This is a genomic window from Halobellus rarus (genome assembly GCF_024494595.1).
GTDB lineage: Archaea > Halobacteriota > Halobacteria > Halobacteriales > Haloferacaceae > Haloquadratum > Haloquadratum rarum.
Genome location: NZ_JANHDI010000007.1, coordinates 237,148 through 255,497, shown reverse-complemented (window position 1 = coordinate 255,497; position 18,350 = coordinate 237,148). Strand labels below are relative to the sequence as shown.

The following is an 18,350-nucleotide window of genomic DNA, read 5'->3' as shown; positions in this document are numbered from 1 at the left end:
TAAACCCAGTCAGGTGAGTACACCCAGACGTGATATCGAACCGTCGCGCGCTGGCCGCCGTCGCGGTCGCGCTCCTGCTGGCAACGAGTGGTTGTATCGGCCTTCTCACGGGTGAAGAGCCGCTCACGGTCTCCGCTGATCCCGCGGCCGTCGAGGAATCGGCCGCCCGGGAAGCGGGGTACGAGCTGAACGACACCCGGACGCTCGAGGTGAACGAGAGCTTCGAGGTCGCCGGACAGGAACGACAGGTCGTCGCGACGAACCACCTGACAGACTACCGAAAGAGCGTCGAACTCGGGCCGATCGGTGAGGCCGATGTCGGCGTCTTCACCGTCGTCTCCACGCCGGCGGTCGAAATCGCCGGGCGGACGCTCAACCCCATCGGGAGCTACTCGAACGCGCGGTTGATCCAGTTCGTCCAGGAGCAGTACTCGGGGATGAGCGACATCGAACGGGTGAGCGAGCAGAACGTCACCGTTCAGGGGACTGAAACGACGGTGACGAAATTCTCAGCGACGGCGACGATAGAGGGACAGGAGGTCGACGTCTTCGTCCACGTGACGAAGTACCGCGACGGTGACGACTTCGTCCTCGCGCTCGGCGTGTACCCCCAGCAGCTCGACGGCGAGGAGGAGAACGTGCTCTCGATGATGCGCGCGATCGAACATCCGGTTTCTGAGTGAGTCCCGCCGCTCGGGGTGACGGAGCCGAACAACGCTTTTGTTCTCACTCCGAAGAGTGTGTAGTATGCGACGCACGCGGGTAGCCGGCATCCTGCTCACCGTCCTCGCCGTCGCGGGCTATGCGATCGGTATCGCTGCGCCGTATCCGGGGCGCTCGGCGAGCATCGTCGGGGTGATGGTCGGCGTGACACTCTACGGGATCGGGTACGGGGGCGGTGAGGCAGCGTGACGGCCAGACGGTCAACGCGGCGATTCGGAGCGGAGCGTGAGACCGCGTGATCTCCGCGCTCGTCTACGACGCGGGAGGCGTCGAGCATCGAACGATCGAGGGCGAGGCCGACCTCGAAGCCGCGCGGGAAGCGCCGGGGACGACGTGGGTCCGTGTGAGTACGCCGACGCCGGAAGAGGAACGGTCCCTGACGAGGGCGTTCTCGCTGCATCCGCTCGAACTGGAGGACGTGCGGGGCGGCGTCAGGCCCAAGACCGAGGAGTTCGAGGACCACACGTTCGTTCTGGTGAAGACGGTGGCGCTCGAACGCGGCGAGACGACGTTCGACGAGGAGGTCCGAACCCAGCCGATCGGGCTGTTTCTCGGCGACGGGTGGCTCGTAACGGTGACCGCCGAGGACGACCGCGTCCCCGTGGTCTCCGACATCTGGCAGTCGGTGGAGAACCAGGAGGGCCGGACGCTGAAGCAGGGCCCCGACTTCGCGGCGTACCGCGTGATCGACCACGCCGTCGACGATTACTTCGACCTGCTCGACACCGTCGGCGACACCATCGAAGAGATCGAGGAGGCGATCCTCGCGACGCCGGACGAGACGCTCATCGAGGCACTCAACGGCGTCAGGCGCGACCTGTTGTCGTTCCGGAAGGTAGTCTGGCCGATGCGGGAGGCCGTCGGGGTGCTGGCGCGCGGCGGCATCGACGCGGTCGGCGAGTCGACCGAGAAGTACTACCGCGACGTCTACGACCACCTCGTCGAAATCGTCGATCTCACCGAGACGTACCGCGACCTCACGCGCGGCACGCGGGACATCTACCTCAACGTCGTCTCACAATCGACGAACGAGGTGATGAAGCGGCTCACCGTCGTCGCGACGATTTTCATCCCCCTGACGTTCGTCGTCGGCGTCTACGGGATGAACTTCGGCGAGCACGCGACGAACCTCCCGGAACTGACCTGGCCCTACGCGTATCCCGCCGTCGTCGTCGGAATGGCGCTCGTCACCGCGATCCTCCTCATTCATTTTCGTCGAGAGGGATGGATCTAAGTTCGACGAGTCGTTGACAGCGAAACGGCTATATAGTCTCAGGTCCCCTCTGAGATCCCCATCCAGAGTCCGCAAAATCGCCCAATAACGGCGTATATCGCCATATCAATGGTTATAGATGTGTAGAAAGGTTTAAATACTTCTGGGACTTACTGATGGTAAGGTCAGTGTCAGCCGGCCCGTCTTTTTCCTTTCTGCCGGCTCGGACGCGCCCACCAACCCATGAATGACACACGAACCCGAAACCACGTCGAGGAACGCGACGCACGAACAGCGGAGCGAGCCGAGGAGGAACAGCGCGAGGAACGCGAAGAAGAGCAGGTCTGCCCCGAGTGCGGCGGCACGCTCGTCAGCGACGAATCCCACGGCGAGACCGTCTGTACGGACTGTGGCCTCGTCGTCGACGAGGACTCGATCGACCGCGGCCCCGAGTGGCGCGCCTTCGACAGCGCCGAGCGGGACCGGAAGTCGCGCGTCGGCGCACCGACGACGAACCTGATGCACGACAAGGGGCTGTCGACCAACATCGGCTGGCAGAACAAGGACGCCTACGGCAACTCCCTGTCGTCGCGACAGCGCGAGCAGATGCAGCGGCTGCGCACCTGGAACGAGCGGTTCCGCACGCGCGACTCGAAGGAGCGCAACCTCAAGCAGGCCCTCGGCGAGATCGACCGGATGGCCTCGGCACTCGGCCTTCCCGAGAACGTCCGGGAAACGGCCTCGGTCATCTACCGCCGCGCGCTCAGCGAGGACCTGCTCCCCGGCCGCTCCATCGAGGGCGTCGCGACCGCGGCGCTGTACGCCGCGGCGCGACAGGCCGGGACGCCGCGCTCACTCGACGAGATCGAGCACGTCTCGCGGGTCGACAAGATGGAGCTGACGCGGACGTATCGCTACGTCGTCCGGGAGCTCAAACTGGAGGTCGAGCCCGCGGACCCCGAGCAGTACGTCCCTCGGTTCGCCTCGGATCTGGGCCTCTCCGACGAGGCCGAGCGCCAGGCGCGACAGCTCCTCCGCAACGCGAAGCACGCGGCGATCCACTCCGGGAAATCGCCGGTCGGCCTCGCCGCCGCCGCGGTGTACGCGGCCGCCCTGCTCACCAACGAGAAGGTGACCCAGAGCCAGGTCAGCGACGTCGCGAACGTCTCGGAAGTCACGATCCGAAACCGGTACAAGGAGCTGCTCGAAGCCGAAGACGCCGGCGGCGTACTGGCATAACTCTCGGATATCCGTGGCTTCGGGACATCTGTCTCGCCTCGACGGCGACACGGGGAGACCCGCGTACCAACCTTTATTGACGTACCGAGAGTCGAGTACGCTATGGTCGAAGCGTTTGTCCGACTGCTGTGTCCCGAGTGTACGAAAGACTGGCAGGCGGAACCGACTTCGCTGCCCGATCACCGTCAAAACTTCACCTGTTCGTCCTGCGGCGCGACGCGTCGGCTCGCGGAGTTCATGCGGACCGAACGCGACCTGAGTACCGTAAAACAGTTCGAGTGACGTCGACGTCCGACCCTACAGGTCGGGGACGGACGAGAGCGCCCCGCAGGCGTCGCACTTCAACACCGTCGTACCCTTCTCTTCGACGAGTCGCGTGTCCGGCGACTCGCACTCGCTGCAGATGACGAAGTTCTCGACGTACGTGTCCAGCGCGTCGGCGACTCGCCGCTGTTTGAAATCGCCGGTGAAACGCGCGCGCCCGCGGTCGTCGATCTGCGCGCTCGTCCCGAGTTCGGACTGCATGAACCGGACCAGGTGGTCCGGATCGCGCGCGAGCCGATCGTAGACCGCCTCGAAGTTCTCCCAGACGGTGACGTGTCCCTCCGGTCGGACCTCGGGGTCCGGGACCTCGAACCGCCCGCCGCTGTCGGTGATGTCCGGCGACTGTTCGAGTGCTCGATCGAGTTGATCCTCGTAGTCCATACCCGAGCTATCGTGGCGCGTCGTGTAAAGCGTTCATATACGACCGCTCGCGAGGTGACGATGCCGTCGGCGCGGTTCTCGATCGATTCTTCATAATTGAAGACGGAGATTCGGGCGAATCGGGGCGTTTCGAGCGGAAATTCGGGAGTCCCGTGTTAACGAGACTCAGGATAGTAATATAGTCTTCCAGTCTCTACTCAGCATTGCTCATGAAGAAGCAGGAGCTCATCCATCTTCACGGCCTGCTTGCAGAGGTACACACCCAGGTCGAAGCGTGGGAAGACGACGACGTATCACTCGAAGCGTACAACGAACTCGGCGTTCGACCGACATCGATCCACAAATCGAAGACCGATCACAAGGCCGCTGTTTTCAAACTCGTCAAGGGAATCACCTCCTCGTTCGAGGAAGTCGAGCAGGACCGCGTCGCGGCCACTGCCGACTGAATACGTCGATTCGCCGCATCCTCCACGACCGTTACGTACCGACCAGCGACAGCGTCGGGCGAGCCCACGAGAGACCCCCCACAGACCTCGCTACGCGACGAACGCCTCGCAACTGACACGCCAGGAACTACTCCGCTCCGTCGTCGTTCGGTCGGGCCAGAAGCTCCTCGCGGTAGGCCGCGACGGCACCGATGACCTTCTCCGCGTCCGACTCGGGCACGTCGAACGCGTCGAGGCTGTTCGAGAGGTGTCCGACCGCGCGCTCGATGTGTTCCTCGGTGAAGGGAACGTGGAGGTGCGCCTCTCGGACCGGTTCGGCATCGTAGGTCTCCGGCCCCCCCGCGGCCTCACAGAGGAAGTCGGTCTGCGTCCGCCGGAGTCGCTCGACGTCCGCGTTCTCGAAGAACGGACCCAGTTCCTCGTCGTCGAGCAGTCGGTCGTAGAAATCGTCGACGACGGCCCGTATGGCGTCGTGTCCACCGAGCCGTTCGTACAGGGTTTCTCCCGTCATACGCTGACGTGATCGCTCGAAGTACACGAGCGTGACGACTGCGTCGCGCGGTCGTTCCTTCGGACGGACGTCCGTTCCGGACGAGCGAAGAATCGCAGCGGTCGATCAGTCGCCGTCGACGAGGTCGTCGAACTCGGGGATGAGGTCGTCGCCGTCGTCGTCCGTCTGCGAATCATCCGCGTCCCCGTCGGAGGACGACTCGTCGACCGACGGTTCCTCGTTCGACTCGTCGTTTTCGTCCTCGCTCTCGACTGGCTCGACGGAGAGGATCTTCAGCGGGACGTTCTCGAGCCGTTGGCCGATCTCTTTGCGGGCGATTCGGGAGGCGTGTTCCTCCTGTTCGACGTTGAAGACAGTCATCTCCAGTTCGAGGGCCACGAGCGCCTCGTCGGCCGCGATGAACGCCGGGGGGAGTTCCTCTCCGTCCGGGGACGTCCGCGACCCCATCGAGATCTCGACGTAACTCAGGTCGGGGTTCAGCATCTCGCCCGTCTTCGAGATGGCGATGCGGATCGCCTCGTCGGGCGTCGTCACGTCGTACACCGGAATGGCGGCCTCGACGACGACTCTGCAGTCCATACTGGAACGTAGGAGCGCCGGCGGCATCAAAGGTTCGCCCGTCGAGAGACGGGAGCGGACGACGTCCGTCGGCAACGATTCGAGGACGAAACTACGGACCGAGAGCCGTTCGACCGAGGGCGATCACTCGTCGCCGCGGGCCCGCAGGTAGTAGAATAGATACGTCTGCACGTAGCCCGCGTACTCGCCGCCCAGGCGTTCGCGGAGCGCGCGGGAGGTCGCCGCGTAGTTCCCGCGGTCGCAGTCCGGGAAGTGATCGGCGATCGCGCTCCGGATCCACGTGTCGAGCGGGACGGCCTCGAGGTAGCCGAGCGAGAACAGCAGGACGCAGTCGGCGACCTTGTCGCCGACGCCGACGAACTGCGTCAGGTACTCGCGTGCCTCCTCGTACTCGAGACCGGCCGCCTCGCGCGGGTGTGCCTCGCCCTCGGCGACCATCGCGGCCGTCTTTCGGACGTACGGCGCGCGGTAGCCGAGCTTGAGGTCGCGCAGTTCCGCCTCCTCGCGGGCGGCCAGTTGCTCGGGCGTCGGGAACGCGGCGATGGTCTCGCCGCCGAAGCCGTGACGGTCACCGAAGGCGTCGGCGAGCGACATCTGCATCCCGTGGATTCGGGAGACGCGCATCTGCGCGGAACAGATGAACGAGACCAGACAGGGAAACGGCGGATCGCGGACGAGGCGCATTCCCCGGTAGGCGTCGAACGCGCGCTCGAAGAGGTCCTCGTCGGGCGCTGCGGCGTAGATCGCGTCGAGGTCGTCGTCGAGGCGGAGCAGGTGTCGCAGCAGGGGGACGGGGTCGGCGGTCGCCACCCACTCCAGTTCGTCGTCGCGCTGGCGGACTCGCACGACGATCGATTCCTCGGAGACGCCGTCGATCGGCGGCACGACCGTCCGGTACCACGCGTCGCCGCCGCGGACGTCCATCGACTCGTACATCCCCCCGTCCGGGCGGTCCCACAGGTACGACTGGCCGCTCTCCAGCGTCGCCTGCAGGTCGAACGGGCCGGCGACTTCCGAGAGCGGAATCGCGCCGGTTTCGAGTTCGGCGGGTGCGTCGGCGTCGCCGTCACCACGCACGCCGGGTTCGGACGTCATCGACAGTCGGGAGGGACGCGGCGCGTATGCCGGTTTCGATCAGCGGTCCCGATTCGTCGGAGACTCGAGCAGCGGTGCCGGACGAGAGGCGCGATCAGCGGTGCCGGCTCACCGGGAACTTCACGCGGTCGGGTTCCTCGTTGAACCGCGCGAGGATCCGCTCGTACAGCGCGTTCCGGTTGCGCGTCACCCGACGCGACGGCGAGAGGAACCGGAGTCGGAGTTCCACCCACGACTCCCGCTGAACGACGTTCACGGTCGGCCCCTCGCGGACGTCGAGGTCGACCGCCGTCCGGTCCAGGTGACTGCGGTAGGTCTGCACCCCGCGGCGCATCTCGTCGCCGAGGTGGGCGGTCGCCTCCTCGATCATCGTCTCACGGGCGAATTCGAGGTCGGTCTCGTAGGCGACCTGGATCGACACCTCGCTCCAGACGTACTCGAAGAGCGTCGTGTCGTTGACGACCTGTGTCGACAGGACCTCGGCGTTCGGGACGGTCACGACTCGGCCCGAGGGCTGTCCGGAGGTGACGAGCCGGCCGCCGACCTCCCACAGCGTCGTGGTGAGAAAGCCCACCTCGATGACGTCGCCGCGGCTGTCGCCGATCTCGACGCGGTCACCGACGCCGTAGGGGCGCTTCGAGACGATGTACAGCCAGCCGACGAGCGAGAGCAAGGGCTGTTGCAGCGCGAACGTGATCGCGAACCCGACGATGCCCAGCGAGAACAGGAGGCCGACCCACTGTGCCGTGAGGACGCCCGCGACGCCCGCGACCGCGATGATTCCGAAGCCGAGCCTGAGCACGTTCCGAACGTCCTGCGTTCGGCGCTTGTTCGAGACGCGCGCGGCGAGCACCGACTCGACGACGAGGTACGCCCCGGCGACGGCGGCCAGAACGGCCGTCGTCAGGAGGCCCTGGGTGAGCACGGGGCGAAGCTGCCAGCTGCCGACGGCGAGGTCCGCGAAGACGGCCGCAGAGCGGACGACGCCGGCGACGACGAGCAGTGCGACCGCGGCCACGAGCGCGAGATATCCGACTGATCGGCGAACCACGTTCGGGTCTGGGCGTCGCGGATGAAAAAACGGGCGGGCGAGCGGGGACGAAAACGGGCGGGCGAGCGGGGACGAAAACGGGCGGGCGAGCGGGGACGAAAACGGGCGGGCGAGCGGGGACGAAAACGGGCGGGCGAGCGGGGACGAAAACGGGCGAGCGAGCGGGAGCAAAAACGGACAGGTGAGCGGGGACGAAACCGAGCCGCGGCCACGGCCAGCAGCGACCGACGGTCACTCTCGTTCGACGGTCAGCAACACCCCGCCGAAAACGAGGAGGAGAACGACGCCGACGGGAATCGGAACGCCCGGGAAGCCGCGCGTGACGAGCAGGTACGTCGCGCCCGCGAGCACGACGCCGGCGAGCGTCAGCAAGCCCCCGAGGAGTCGCACGGGATCGACGGGTCCGGCCTCGGCGGCGTCCTCGTAGCGGTAGTAGAGTATCGCGAAGACGACCGCGAGCGCGAGCACGGCCGCGCCGACCGTCCAGACCTGATACGCCGCCTGAATCGTCTGCCCCGCCTGGAACGCGGTCGCCGAGAGCGGATCGGAGAGGCTGACGCGGCGGGCGGCCGGCACCCCGAAGGCGTACCGCACCTGAAAGAACGGGAACCGAACGAACAGCACCGATCCGCCGGAGACGCCCGTCGAGTAGGTGACGTTCCAGGGGACGAGCGCGGCGATCCACGTCGAGACCACCGCGAGCGCGCCCGCGTACTCGGCGCGTACCCAGACCATATCGGGTCAGCGTCGGCAGTTCTGTAAAAGCTACCGGAGCGCGGACGGCGAGCAACGCGACCGAGCGGAGAAGCCGACGACGGGCGACCGCGACGCCAGACCGGGCCCGCTTACTGGAGGCCGAGCAGATCGAAACCGTATCCGTTGCCGTGCTCCGTCGCGTGCTCGTAGACCACGTGTGCGGCCGCGACGTCCTGAATCGCCAGTCCCGTCGAGTCGAAGACGGAGATTCCGTCCTCTTCGATCCGACCAAGTTTCTTTCCGGTGACGATCTCGCCGACCGAGCCGTAGATGTCGTCGTCGTCGAGGACACCCTCGCTCCAGGGGACGTTGATCTCGCCGGAGTGGGTCGTCTGTTCGTAGTCGTCGATAACGAGTTTCGCGTCCAGGAGGACCTCGTCGGCCAGTTCGTGCTTTCCGGCGGCGTCGGCACCCATCGCGTTGACGTGCGTGTGGTCGCCGACGTCTTCGCGGGCGACGATCGGCGATTCGACGGGCGTGACCGTCGAGAGCACGTCGCAGGCGGCCGCCTCCGCGATCGTCCCGCCGCGGACGTCGTACTCGTCCTCGAAGGTCGCGACGAACTCGGCGACGCGTTCCTCGTCGAGATCGGAGATCACCACCGTCTCGATGTCTCTGACCTGTGAAATCGCGCGGAGTTGCGTGTACGACTGGACCCCGGCGCCGACGATGCCGAGCGAGGAGGCGTCGGGGACCGCGAGGTGGTCGGTGGCGACGGCCGCCGCCGCGCCCGTCCGGAGCATCGTCAGTTCCCTGCCGTCCATAATCGAGAGGGGGACCGCCGTCTCTGGATCGGAGTAGATCATCGTCCCTAGCACCGTCGGAAGGTCGAACTTCTCTGGGTTGTCGGGGTGGACGTTCACCCACTTGACGCCCGCGGCGTCCCACTCCCCCGCGTCCAGGTACGCGGGCATCGACCGGAAGTCGCCGTTGTACTGCGGGAGATCCACGTACGACTTCGCCGGCATCTCCACGTCACCGTGCTCGAAGGCGACGAAGGCGTCCTCGATCGCGGGCACGAGTTCCGACATCGACGCGTTCTCGCGGACGTCCGTCCCGTTCAGCAGCAGCGTTTCCATACTTCTGCGTTCGTCAGTTCTGTACTTAATTCATCTCATTTCTGTACTCAATTCCAATTACTATAGAAAATAGGGAGATTAATCTAATCTAGGCGCGTCGAGTCGGATCATTGTGGGCCTTCCGTGGTCGGCCGTACTGGACTGTCACACGGCGGGAAACGGAGCGCTATCGGACGAATCACGTCAAAAAACGGGAATTGCAGTCGATCGACCGACGGGGCTGTACCGGAGCGTGAGAGCGGGTAGCGCCGGCGCGGAGGAACTGTCTCGCGGGTTGCGGGCGCGACGCCGCTCGTCTGAACGTCGTCCGAACGTCGTCTGAGCCCGTCTGAGCCCGTCTGGGCTCGTCAGTGGGCGGTTCCTTCGAAACCGGACGGACAGCAGCTGCGTCAGGGGGAGCCTGACGACCTATGGAAAGCAGTCTCCGACCGCTTTCACATCGCGCCGCCCATACCGCCCATACCGCCCATACCGCCCATACCGCCAGCACCGCCGGGCGCGCCGCCCTCGTCGTCGTCGCCCCCGGTGCTCAGTTCGTCGGCGGCGATGATGTCGTCGATCTTGAGGACGAGGTTCGCGGCCTCGGTCGCCGAGGACAGCGCCTGCTCCTTGGCGTGTGCGGGCTCGACGACGCCGGATTCGAAGGTGTCCTCGACCTCGCCGCTGAAGACGTTCAGGCCGGCGCGGGTGTCGCCGTTCTCGTGGGCCTCACGGATCTTGACGAGCATGTCGATGGAGTCGAGTCCGGCGTTCCCAGCGAGCACGCGGGGGACGAGTTCGACCGCGTCGGCGAAGGCCTCGACGGCGAGCTGCTCGCGGCCGCCGACGGAGCCGGCGTAGCCGCGGAGCCGACGGGCGAGTTCGACCTCGATGGCACCGCCGCCGGCGAGGACGCGGCCGTCGGAGACGGTCGTCGAGACGACGTCGAGAGCGTCCTCGACGCCGCGCTCGATCTCGTCGACGACGTGGTCGGTCGAGCCCCGCAGCAGCAGCGTGACGCCGTGCGACTCGTCGCCGAGCCCCTCGACGTAGAACAGTTCGTCGTCGCCGTCGCGGCGGACCGAGCCGTAGCCCAGGTCGGCCTGGGTGAGGCTGTCGAGATCGGAGACGACGTTGCCGCCGACGACGTCGCGGAGGAAGGCGATGTCGGACTTCTTGGTCCGGCGGACCGCGAGGATGCCCTCCTTCGCGAGGTAGTGCTGGGCCATGTCGTCGATGCCCTTCTGGCAGAAGACGACGTCAGCGCCCGAGTCGACGATCTGGTCGACCTTCTGTCGGAGCTGTTTCTCCTCCTGGTCGAGGAACTGCTGGAGCTGGTCGGGGGACTCGATGTTGACCTGCGTGTCGACGTCGGTCTCCTCGATCTCGATCGGCTCGTCGAGCAGCAGGATGTCTGCCTCGTCGAACGCCGTGGGCATATCGTCCTGGACGGGGTCCTTGTCGATGACGGCCCCTTTGAGGAGTTCGGATTCGCTGGTCGCGCGACCGGTCTGCGTCTCGACGTTGACGTTCGCGAGATCGACGACGTATGAGCCGTCGTCCGCCTCGACCGTCACGGCTTTCACCGTGTCGACGATGAGCTCCGCGAGGAGGTCCTTGTTGAGCTCGGAGCTCTTGCCGGTCATCGACGTCTCGGCGACCTTCTGGAGGAGTTCGGTGTCGTCGGGTTCGACCGACTCCGCGATGTCGTCGACCTGAGCGCGCGCTTCCTGACTCGCGAGGTGGAAGCCCTTGATGATCGCCGTCGGGTGGATGTCCTGTTCGAGGAGGTCCTGGGCGTTCTTCAGGAGTTCACCCGCGATGGCGACCGCCGTCGTCGTTCCGTCGCCGGCCTCGTCCTCCTGGGTCTCGGCGACTTCGACGATCATCTCCGCCGTCGGGTTGTCGATATCCATCTCCTGGAGGATGGTGACGCCGTCGTTCGTGATGGTCACGTCTCCCATCGAGTCGACGAGCATCTTGTCCATCCCCTTGGGGCCGAGTGTCGAGCGTACGGCCTCGGAGACCGCTCGTGCGGCCTGAATGTTGTATTCCTGAGCGTCCTTGTCCTTGACGCGCTGGGCGTCCTCGCCCATAATGATCATCGGCTGACCCTGCTGCATTCGCTGACTCATAGACACTGACTGATTGTTTGTGATTCTATATAAATACTTCGGAAACGTGGAGTCAACAGGACGCCGGAGAGGAACATTGTGCGCCGTGAAAACGGCGAAACACGGCCGCTGTGTGCCAGCATCGTGTGTTAATAGTTATCACCCGCCTCGGGGATGAAATCGGTTGGGGCCGGTATTTTTATATCAATTTCCGGCGCTGAGCGGATCGAGACTCGTCGGTAACCCGCGACGGGCGGGGACTCCGCTTTGCAGATCTGTGAGACGTGTCGCGTTTCACTCGTGACGAGCGACTCTCGGTCACGGTGCGGTCGGCGTCGTATCCTCGATGGCGCGGTAGAACGCGACAGAATAGGTCGCGTAGAACGCGCCGAAGATACCGATGGCAACCACGTAGACGACGGCGGCTCCGAGCAGGAGCGGTGTCGAGAGCTCCGGGAGCGGGAATGCCGTCGGTTGCGGTGACAGGACCATCGAGGCCACGCCCCCGACACCACCGAACAGGACGCTGCCGACGAGGAGGATCGCCGTGTACCCGACAGCGCTCGGGAGGTTCCGCCGAACGAGCCCGACACTTCGCTTGAAGGCTGCAACGACGCCGGCGTCGTTCAGGACGATCGCGTGGGCGTAAAACTGGATGAAGAAGGTGACCACGAGATAGACGAGGACGAACAGGAGGCCGATAGCCACGAGCGCGCCGAGCGCCACCAGGTTGGATTCCGCGCCGAGTGCAAAGAGGCCAGCGCCGCCGAAAATCGCCGCGAAGAACGCGACGATCCCGAACGTGAAGTTCACCGCGAGAACGGCGAGGTACGCCACGAGGAGGCCGACGTAGTGGGCTCTCCCCTCGCTGATCAGCGTATCGAAACTCGTGGTCCCATCGAGCGCTTCGTCGGCCATTCCGATGAGACCGCCCTGGAAGAACGGCATAACGAGGATCATCACGCCGGTCAACACGAGGGAGACGAGCACGGCCAAGAGCGGTTGTGAGGCCTGTAAGGCCAGTTGTGGCAGTTGGATCAGACCAAACAGCCCGACGAGCACGGCGAGAATCGGGTTGCGTATCAGTGCGCCGACGGCTGGGCGGAGGGACTTCAGGGCAGCCATAGTCACACAGTCTCGCCCGGTGATAGTAAACGTTGGTAGCGTGAGGCGGTTTACCGGACGTCTGGTGGCCGGAGGCGACTCACCCGAGTCCCTCCGCGCCGCCCAAGCAGGTGCTAGTCGACTCGAACGTCCCAAGCCGTCGTCGATCTGCCGCTCGGGAGTCGGCAGCGGGAGCGGTCGGACGCGACAACTTCGCCGAGCGGCGGTGGAAAAACGAACCGGTGTCAGCGCCGCTACGTTTCGTCTGGAAGCTCGTCGGCGACGAACGGCCGATCGGAGGACGGCTCGAAGGGCGGAAGTTCCTCGTCGGCGTCGAGCGCCTCGATCTCTTCCTCGTAGAGCTCCTCCTGGAGCTGGTTGCGCTTGTTCCGCCCCTTCCGCTCTCGGCCGTTTTTCGTGTCAGGCATTGTCAACCGTGATGACGACTCCCATATCCATTAACTTTGTGCTGACCGACCGTCAGTCGCTGTCGACGGTGTACTGATTTTATTTCCGCATAGAACCCATCTACCGTATGGAAATTCGAGATGACCGCGTCCCGGACGAAGAGTACAGCGCGTTCCTCGATTCGATGCCGCAGGTGTGCGTCGAGGTCGTCCTGGAGACGGACGCGGGGGTCCTGCTCGCGAAGCGTGAGAACGAGCCGCGGGTCTGGTTCTGGCCCGGGAGCAGGCTGTACAAGGGCGAAGAACTCGACGACGCCGCACGCCGCGTCGCCGACGAGGAACTCGGTATCGAGGTGACACTGAGAGAACGGCTCGGGGTGCACGCGCACTTCTGGGACGCCGAGGATACCGCTGAGGGAGTCAGCCGCCACACCGTCAACGTCGTCTACCTGGCTTCGCCTCGGTGCGAGGACCACGAGATCTCCCTCGACGATCAGCACTCCGAGTACCGGTTCCTCGCCGAACCGGACCCCCAGTGTCACGAGTACGTCCGAGAGTACCTCAGCGCCCACGAACTGATCTGAAGCGTCTTTCGACTGTCGATTCGAGAGAGCGCCGGGACAGGGATTCGGACCCGATGGCGAGACTCGCTTCGCTCGTCTCGCGTGGTTCAAATCCTCTCGGTGACGGCAGCACGTAACCGACTCGCGTCCGCTCGACGACGATGCGTCTCGCGGGAGAGTCGATTCGAGAAAGCGCCAGGACAGGGATTTGAACCCTGGATCCCAGAGGGAACACGCTTTCCAGGCGTGCGCCTTACCACTCGGCCATCCTGGCTCGATCTGAGGTAGCCTACTGAATCGTTTAAGTCCTTCCCTTCGCCGCGAGTCGCGGCTCGGCGACGTACGAAACGAGGGACACGACCGACCCGAGAGCGAGTGCGATGCCGGCGGCGTTCAAGAGGTTCACACCCAGTTGACCGACGAGTAGTCGGTAACCCTGGACGAGCACGAGAAAGGTCAGCGCGCCGACCAGCCCCCACAGCAGCGACGACCTGGTTCGGTTCACGCCAGCACCTCGACCTCGTAGCCCGCGTCTCTGAGCGCCTCCAGTACCTCGTCGATGTGGTCGTGCCCACGCGTCTCGATATCGATCTCGACGTCGGCCTCGTTCATCGCGACGTCCCGCGAGGTCCGATCGTGCTGGATCGCGTAGATGTTCGCCCGCCGGTCGGCGATGATCTCGACGAGGTCCTGCAGCGCGCCGGGGCGGTCCCGGAGGACCGTCCGGATCTTCAGATAGCGGCCGGTCTCGACGAGGCCGCGGACCAGGACGGTCGTCAACTGGTTCGTGTCGATGTTCCCGCCACACAGCGCCGGGACGATCGTCTCGTCCGCCTCGTAGTCGAAGCGCTCGAAGAGCAGCGCCGCGAGCGGGACCGCGCCGGCTCCCTCGACGAGCGTCTTCGACCGTTCGAGCAGGTACGTCAGTGCGACCGCGATCTCCTCGTCGGAGACGGTCACCACCTCGTCGACGCGTTCTTGGATCACCTCGAACGGTCGTTCGCCGACCTTCCGGGTGGCGATGCCGTCGGCGATCGTGTTCACGGCGTCGAGTTCGGCGATCCGGCCGGTGCGCATCGACTCCGGCAGTGACGCCGCCCCCTCGGCCTGGACTCCGATCACGCGCACGTCCGACTTGCGCCCCTTCACGGCGGTCGCGATCCCGGAGATGAGTCCGCCCCCACCTACGGGGACGACGACGGTGTCGACCGCCGGGCAGTCGTCGACGATCTCCAGGCCGATCGTTCCCTGACCCGCCATCACCTCGTCGTCGTCGAACGCGTGGACGTACGTCCGACCCTCCTCGCGTTCGATCTCGTGGGCCTTCGCCTGCGCCTCGTCGTAGTCCGCGCCGTAGAGGACGGTCTCTCCGCCGTACCGCTCGGTCGCCTCTACCTTCGAGATGGGGGCGTGTTCCGGCATCACGATCTTCGAGTCGACCCCCGATCGGGTCGCCGCGAGCGCGACGCCCTGGGCGTGGTTACCCGCACTCGCGGTGACGACGCCAGCCTCTCGCTCGCGATCCGAGAGCGTCGCGATCCGGTTGGTCGCTCCGCGGAGTTTGAACGCGCCGGTCCGTTGAAACGTCTCGAGTTTCAGGTGAACGTCCGCGCCGGTCATCTCCGAAAACGTGTAGGAGTACTCGAGCGGCGTCCACCGGACGACGCCGTCGATCCGCTCGCGGGCGGCCTCGACGTCGGCGAGAGAGAGCATCTCGGTCCCCCGTACCGCGTGGCCGGGCCTAAATGTTCTTCTTGGTATCCGGACGGTTCCGTTTGGTCTCCGCGCGACACCCGAGCGGCGGCCGTTCGCGGCAGCGATCCGGACCGGCGCCGCTCACAGGTGTCAAGGGGGGGAAAGGGGGGAATGCACGCGTGTGACGTGCACTAGGGTATGCAACCGGGAGATACATAAATATCCCCCACGCGGAGTGAAAGTGAAATCAGGGGACAGCACCGTCCTCCCCGCCGCTGTCTGACGGTTGTCGGCCGCTCGTCTGCCGCGGTCACCCTTCTCAGTTATGTGAGAAATTGACAAGACCCGGGGTAGTCGGGATACGTCGCGATCTACCAGACGCCGGGCAGCAACGCGCCAGAGAGTGAACCGCCGGCGTCTACGCGGGCGTCCTCCTGTCGCACGTCTGGATGGGAGCGACGATGCTCGTTGCGTTCCGATGCGCCGACTGGGCCGGGACGGCGACGAGGCTGCTCCGCGAGCGTGAGCAGCGGCTCCGACGAAGAACGACGTCGAGAGACCAGCGGCGTCCGAGCGGAACGGACGGCCGACTATCGCTCGTCCAGATCGGGGAACGTCAGGTCTTTCGGACCGACGTAGCGCGCACGGGGGCGGATCAGGCGGTTGTCGTCGTACTGTTCGAGGACGTGGGCGATCCAACCCGCGACGCGGGACATCGCGAAGATGGGTGTGTAAATGTCGACCGGAATGCCCATCTGGTAGTACGTCGACGCCGAGTAGAAGTCGACGTTGGGGGCGAGACCCTTCTCTTCGGTGATGTACTCCTCGATCGCGACTGAGTAGTCGTACCACTTGGTGTCGCCCGCGGCCTCCGCCAGCGACTTCGACTTCTCGCCGAGGATTTTCGCGCGCGGGTCCTTGACGTTGTAGACGCGGTGTCCGAACCCGGGGACGCGGCGGCCCTCTGCGAGGGCGTTCTCGACCCACTCGGTGGGTCCGACGTCGCTCTCGTCGACTTCCTCGAGCATCCGCATCACGTTGGCGTTCGCGCCGCCGTGGAGGGAGCCGGCGAGCGTCCCGACGGCGGCGGTGACGGCGCTGTGGAGATCAGAGAGCGTCGAGGCGGTGACCATCGCCGAGAACGTCGACGCGTTCAGCCCGTGGTCGGCGTGGAGGACGAGCGCCATATCGAACGTCTCGGCGAGGACGTCGTCGGGCACCTCGTCGTTGAGCATATACAGGAAGTTCTCGGCGTGATCGAGGTCCGCGCGGGGTTCGACGGGGTCGTCGCCCTGGCGGATGCGCTGGAACGCGGCGAGCGCGGTCGGAAGCTTCGCCGTGATCCGGCACGCCTTCCGGAGGTTCGCATCGAGGTCGGTCACGTCCTCGTGGTCGGCGTCCTCGTCGTACGCCGACAGCGTGGAGACGATCGTCCGAAGGGCCGCCATCGGCACCTCGTCGGCCTCGGCGAGCTTCCGGACCACGGAGAGCACCTCGTCGTCGAGCGTCCGGCGTTCGGCCATCCACGACTCGAAATCGGCGAGTTCCGCCGCGTCGGGGAGTTCGTCGTGCCAGAGGAGGTAGACGACTTCCTCGTAAGACGCCTCGCGGGCCAGGTCCTCGATCGGATACCCGCGGTAGACCAGTTTTCCGGCGTCGCCGTCGATGTAGCTCAGTTCCGACTCGGCGACGAGGACGCCTTCCAGCCCGCGCTTCAGGTCGTCTGACATACCTATCAGATTCCCGTCCACGTGAAAAAAGCGTTATCGTTTCCGGGTGTCCGAGGTCGCCCCCCTCCCGAACCTGCGACCACCAAGCGTTTTTGCGCCCCACCCCGAACGGCGAGTATGGATCCGCAGGACGTCGAGTACGAGCCGGTCAGCGTCAAGGAGGTGCTCGCGGAGATGAAAGACACCGCAGAGCTCCTCATCGATCTCTCGTACTCCGCCGTCCTCAACGGGAGCGACGACATCGCCCGGGAAGTACTCGAACTCGAAGGCCGGATGGACATTCTCCAGCTTCAAGGCAGGATGAGTCTGCTGATGGCGGCCCGCAGCCCCGAGGACGCCGAACAGCTCGCGCCCGTCCTCGGCGTGATGGGTGCCGCCGAGAAGATATCGAACGCCGCCGGCGACATCGCGAAGATCGTCCTCGAAGACATCGGAATGCCCGACGCGCTCCGTACCGCGCTCCCCGAGGCCGTCGAGGTGCTGGTCCGCGCGAGCGTCGACGAGGACTCCCCGTACGCCGGGCGGACGCTCCTCGACATCAATATGGAGACGGAGATGGGCGTCCGCATCATCGCGATCCGCCGGGAGTCGGTCACCGGCAAGCGCCGGTGGCTCATGAATCCCGGTCCCGACAGCCGGCTTCAGCCGAACGACTCGCTGCTGCTCCGCGGGCCGCGAGACGGGATAGCAGCCGTCTACGAGGCGGCGGTCGGGGACCCGTACGAGCCGGCGGAGGCGGTCGATCCGCCGATCGAGGACCTCGAACGGGCCATCGACTCGATCACCCTGATGAAGGATATGAGCGAACTGGCCGTCGACCTGGCCTACGGCGCGGTGCTGTTCGACAGCGAGGGCGTCGCCGAGGAGGTCAAGGAACTGGAGGCGGAGGTCGACGCCCTGCAGTCTCGCTTCGAGGCGTGGACGCTGCGCGCGGCGGGCCGCGTCGAGGACCCGGTTCAGCTGCGCGGTCTCGTCCAACTGGCGTCGGCGACCGAGGAGATCTCGGACGCCGCCCTAGAGATCAGCGAGGGCGTCCTCCGCGGCATCGACGCCCACCCGGTCGTCGCGGCCGCAGTCGAGGAGTCCGACGAAGTGATCGTTCGGCTCTCGGTCGCCCCCGACGCCCAGCTCGCGGGCACCACGCTCGGCGAGCGGATGGTCAAGACCGAGACGGGAATGCGGGTCATCGCCGTCCGCCGGGGCGAAAACGGCGAAGACTGGGTCGTCCAGCCCGGGCCGGAGACCGAACTCCGCGGCGGCGACGTCATCATCGCGAAGGGGACGCGGGCGGGCGCAGAACGGCTGAGCGAACTCGTCGGCGACGTTCAGGAGTTCGACGGGTAGCGATCGGGGCGGTTGCA

Annotated in this window: 21 protein-coding genes and 1 tRNA gene; 8 read left to right on the top strand and 14 right to left on the bottom strand. The window is 65.7% G+C overall.

The annotated features are described in order from the left end of the window. Positions 1-32 precede the first annotated feature (32 nt). The 5 genes from NO876_RS09500 to NO876_RS09480 all read left to right on the top strand — a co-directional run bounded on the left by NO876_RS09500 (position 33) and on the right by NO876_RS09480 (position 3,457). Positions 33-683 carry a DUF6517 family protein gene (locus NO876_RS09500; RefSeq protein WP_256421505.1) on the top strand — a complete coding sequence of 217 codons (651 nt, stop codon included), beginning with the start codon at positions 33-35 and terminating at the stop codon, positions 681-683. Positions 684-747: 64 nt separating this feature from the next. Continuing rightward, the gene (locus NO876_RS09495; RefSeq protein ID WP_256421437.1) at positions 748-912 is read left to right on the top strand and encodes a hypothetical protein; all 165 of its coding nucleotides are present in this window, start codon (positions 748-750) and stop codon (positions 910-912) included. Positions 913-958: 46 nt separating this feature from the next. Further along, entirely contained in the window at positions 959-1,957 is a 999-nt protein-coding gene (corA, locus tag NO876_RS09490; protein WP_256421436.1) for a magnesium/cobalt transporter CorA, read from the top strand. A gap of 222 nt (positions 1,958-2,179) precedes the next feature. Further along, entirely contained in the window at positions 2,180-3,175 is a 996-nt protein-coding gene (locus tag NO876_RS09485; RefSeq protein WP_256421435.1) for a transcription initiation factor IIB, read from the top strand. A 102-nt stretch (positions 3,176-3,277) separates the two neighbouring features. After that, positions 3,278-3,457, top strand: coding sequence for a DUF7836 family putative zinc-binding protein (locus NO876_RS09480; protein WP_256421434.1), 180 nt, complete (start codon positions 3,278-3,280; stop codon positions 3,455-3,457). Positions 3,458-3,472: 15 nt separating this feature from the next. Here the strand turns inward: NO876_RS09480 and NO876_RS09475 are convergent, their stop codons facing one another. After that, the gene (locus NO876_RS09475) at positions 3,473-3,880 is read right to left on the bottom strand and encodes a translation initiation factor IF-2 subunit beta (RefSeq protein ID WP_256421433.1); all 408 of its coding nucleotides are present in this window, start codon (positions 3,878-3,880) and stop codon (positions 3,473-3,475) included. Between the two features lie 209 nt (positions 3,881-4,089). Between NO876_RS09475 and NO876_RS09470 the strand changes: the two genes are divergently transcribed. Next, the gene (locus tag NO876_RS09470; RefSeq protein WP_103991319.1) at positions 4,090-4,326 is read left to right on the top strand and encodes a UPF0058 family protein; all 237 of its coding nucleotides are present in this window, start codon (positions 4,090-4,092) and stop codon (positions 4,324-4,326) included. A 127-nt stretch (positions 4,327-4,453) separates the two neighbouring features. Here the strand turns inward: NO876_RS09470 and NO876_RS09465 are convergent, their stop codons facing one another. From NO876_RS09465 to NO876_RS09425, 9 genes are all read right to left on the bottom strand, one after another. Then, positions 4,454-4,837, bottom strand: a complete 384-nt coding sequence (locus NO876_RS09465) for a group I truncated hemoglobin (protein ID WP_256421432.1) — start codon at positions 4,835-4,837, stop codon at positions 4,454-4,456. 105 nt (positions 4,838-4,942) lie between these two features. After that, on the bottom strand, positions 4,943-5,416 hold the full coding sequence (locus NO876_RS09460; RefSeq protein WP_256421431.1) for a DUF555 domain-containing protein: 474 nt from the start codon (positions 5,414-5,416) through the stop codon (positions 4,943-4,945). A gap of 123 nt (positions 5,417-5,539) precedes the next feature. Then, positions 5,540-6,511: a DNA-3-methyladenine glycosylase family protein gene (locus NO876_RS09455; protein WP_256421430.1), complete on the bottom strand. Its 972-nt coding sequence runs from the start codon at positions 6,509-6,511 to the stop codon at positions 5,540-5,542. Positions 6,512-6,605: 94 nt separating this feature from the next. Further along, on the bottom strand, positions 6,606-7,562 hold the full coding sequence (locus NO876_RS09450) for a mechanosensitive ion channel family protein (RefSeq protein ID WP_345780741.1): 957 nt from the start codon (positions 7,560-7,562) through the stop codon (positions 6,606-6,608). 231 nt (positions 7,563-7,793) lie between these two features. After that, positions 7,794-8,297 carry a DUF7549 family protein gene (locus NO876_RS09445; RefSeq protein ID WP_256421429.1) on the bottom strand — a complete coding sequence of 168 codons (504 nt, stop codon included), beginning with the start codon at positions 8,295-8,297 and terminating at the stop codon, positions 7,794-7,796. Between the two features lie 110 nt (positions 8,298-8,407). Further along, on the bottom strand, positions 8,408-9,397 hold the full coding sequence (locus NO876_RS09440; protein WP_256421428.1) for an ornithine cyclodeaminase family protein: 990 nt from the start codon (positions 9,395-9,397) through the stop codon (positions 8,408-8,410). A gap of 434 nt (positions 9,398-9,831) precedes the next feature. Then, positions 9,832-11,481: a thermosome subunit beta gene (gene thsB, locus NO876_RS09435; RefSeq protein WP_256421502.1), complete on the bottom strand. Its 1,650-nt coding sequence runs from the start codon at positions 11,479-11,481 to the stop codon at positions 9,832-9,834. Between the two features lie 327 nt (positions 11,482-11,808). After that, positions 11,809-12,615 (bottom strand): DUF7847 domain-containing protein, encoded by an 807-nt coding sequence (locus tag NO876_RS09430; protein WP_256421427.1) that lies wholly within the window; start codon positions 12,613-12,615, stop codon positions 11,809-11,811. A 233-nt stretch (positions 12,616-12,848) separates the two neighbouring features. Continuing rightward, a complete protein-coding gene (locus NO876_RS09425; protein WP_256421426.1) occupies positions 12,849-13,022 on the bottom strand; it encodes a hypothetical protein in 174 nt (57 codons plus the stop codon). 107 nt (positions 13,023-13,129) lie between these two features. Between NO876_RS09425 and NO876_RS09420 the strand changes: the two genes are divergently transcribed. Further along, positions 13,130-13,585, top strand: a complete 456-nt coding sequence (locus NO876_RS09420; RefSeq protein WP_256421425.1) for an NUDIX domain-containing protein — start codon at positions 13,130-13,132, stop codon at positions 13,583-13,585. 172 nt (positions 13,586-13,757) lie between these two features. On the opposite strand, the gene NO876_RS09415 is transcribed toward NO876_RS09420, so the two are convergent. The 4 genes from NO876_RS09415 to citZ all read right to left on the bottom strand — a co-directional run bounded on the left by NO876_RS09415 (position 13,758) and on the right by citZ (position 16,989). Next, positions 13,758-13,838, bottom strand: a tRNA-Ser gene (locus NO876_RS09415). Positions 13,839-13,865: 27 nt separating this feature from the next. Next, positions 13,866-14,069 carry a DUF7981 family protein gene (locus NO876_RS09410; RefSeq protein ID WP_256421424.1) on the bottom strand — a complete coding sequence of 68 codons (204 nt, stop codon included), beginning with the start codon at positions 14,067-14,069 and terminating at the stop codon, positions 13,866-13,868. After that, the gene (ilvA, locus tag NO876_RS09405) at positions 14,066-15,277 is read right to left on the bottom strand and encodes a threonine ammonia-lyase (protein WP_256421423.1); all 1,212 of its coding nucleotides are present in this window, start codon (positions 15,275-15,277) and stop codon (positions 14,066-14,068) included. Before ilvA ends, NO876_RS09410 begins: the two co-directional genes overlap by 4 nt. A 572-nt stretch (positions 15,278-15,849) precedes the next feature. Beyond that, positions 15,850-16,989, bottom strand: coding sequence for a citrate synthase (gene citZ / locus NO876_RS09400; RefSeq protein WP_256421422.1), 1,140 nt, complete (start codon positions 16,987-16,989; stop codon positions 15,850-15,852). A gap of 117 nt (positions 16,990-17,106) precedes the next feature. Between citZ and NO876_RS09395 the strand changes: the two genes are divergently transcribed. Next, the gene (locus NO876_RS09395; RefSeq protein ID WP_256421421.1) at positions 17,107-18,333 is read left to right on the top strand and encodes a potassium channel family protein; all 1,227 of its coding nucleotides are present in this window, start codon (positions 17,107-17,109) and stop codon (positions 18,331-18,333) included. Positions 18,334-18,350 lie beyond the last annotated feature (17 nt).